General features: G+C 25.8%; 2 protein-coding genes. Both read left to right on the forward strand.

The window, feature by feature from the left end; translation table 11 throughout:
- Positions 1-110: 110 nt before the first annotated feature.
- Positions 111-968 carry a bifunctional 5,10-methylenetetrahydrofolate dehydrogenase/5,10-methenyltetrahydrofolate cyclohydrolase gene (locus G3997_RS01135; protein WP_296646780.1) on the forward strand — a complete coding sequence of 286 codons (858 nt, stop codon included), beginning with the start codon at positions 111-113 and terminating at the stop codon, positions 966-968.
- Positions 969-1062: 94 nt separating this feature from the next.
- Positions 1063-1551, forward strand: a complete 489-nt coding sequence (locus tag G3997_RS01140) for a deoxycytidylate deaminase (protein WP_296646782.1) — start codon at positions 1063-1065, stop codon at positions 1549-1551.
- Positions 1552-1702: the final 151 nt, after the last annotated feature.

Below are 1702 nucleotides of genomic sequence, written 5' to 3' on the forward strand. Positions count from 1 at the left end.
AAATATTAATAAATAGAATGTAGAAGTAATTTTATAAGGATAAAAATATATATTTTTGATATCTTATTTAATAGAATATAAGTAACAAATAAATAGATTAGGAGAAAGAAATGACAAAAATAATAGATGCAATACAAATGTGTGATGAAAAGATTTTTACATATAAAAAAGAAATAGAAGAAATAAAAAAAATAATTGGTAAAACACCTAGATTTATAATAATAAATGCATCAAATGATGAAGCAAACGCAAGATATATAAAAGGTAAAATAAAAGAAGGAGAAAAAGCTGGATTAGATGTAGAAGTAGTAAAATTTGAAGATGACTGCAACAATGAAGATGTATTAAATATAATAAACAAATGCAATAAAGAAAAGATACCAGTAATTCTTCAGTTACCAACATTTAAACACCTAGATACAGAAAGTCTTATGAAAGCAATAAACTATAATGTAGATGCAGATGGATTTGCTAGAGAATGGATAGGAGAGATAAACTTAGGAAATGATAAAGTTTTAGCACCTGCAACACCTAAAGGAGTTATATCTTTATTAGAATATTATAATGTAGATATTCAGGGTAAAGTGGCATTAGTTATAGGAAAATCAAACCATGTAGGAAAGCCATTATGTTCTATGCTTATGAATAGAGGCGCAACCCTTATAAATGCAAACAGTAAAACAAGTGATTTATCATCATTAGTTAAGATGGCCGATATAGTAATATCTTGTGTTGGGAAACAAAACCTTATAAAGTCAGAAGATATAAAAGAAGGTGCAGTTGTAATAGGTGTTGGATTTACTTATGTAAATGGAAAACAAATTTTAGATTTTGATGTAGATGAAATAGCATCTTTAGGTAAGGCTAAATTTGTTTCTAATAGAATAAATTGTACAGGAAAAGCAACAATAAATTCATTAATAGATAATGTAATAGAATTATATAAGATGAATTTTAATATAAAATAAAAAGTTAGGTAAAGGGAGGTAATTATGAAAWGNAATAGAATTATATAAGATGAATTTTAATATAAAATAAAAAGTTAGGTAAAGGGAGGTAATTATGAAAAGAACAGATTACATATCTTGGGATGATTACTTTATGGGGATATCTCTATTATCAGGAATGAGAAGTAAAGACCCATCAACTCAGGTGGGGGCCTGTATAGTTGATAAAGATAATAGGATAGTATCTATTGGATACAATGGTTTTATAAATGGATGTAGTGATGAAGATTTTCCTTGGTCAAGAGAAGGAGAATTTCTAGAAACTAAATATCCATATGTAGTTCATGCAGAACAAAATGCAATACTAAATTCAAGGGGGAAATCTTTAGAGGGATGTAGGATTTATGTTAATCTATTCCCTTGTCATGATTGTGCAAGAAATATAATTCAATCAGGAATAAAAAAAGTATATTATTTAGTAGATAAATATTCAGATACTGATTCTATAAAAGCATCTAAGTATATGTTTGAAAAAGCAAAGGTAGAGTTAGTTCAGTTAATGCCTAAAGTCGATAAAATAGAAATAAAATTTAATCAAAAGTAGACAGAAAAAATAGTCTATATACTAATTAAAAAGTATATAGACTATTTTTATTTTCAACTATATTTAATATTTTTTAATAATTACTATATCTGATTCTATATTTTTTTTGAAATAGAATAAARGYAGAGTTTTAGTTATATTTCAAGATTTG

This window comes from Romboutsia sp. 13368 (assembly GCF_018336475.1).
Lineage (GTDB): Bacteria > Bacillota > Clostridia > Peptostreptococcales > Peptostreptococcaceae > Romboutsia.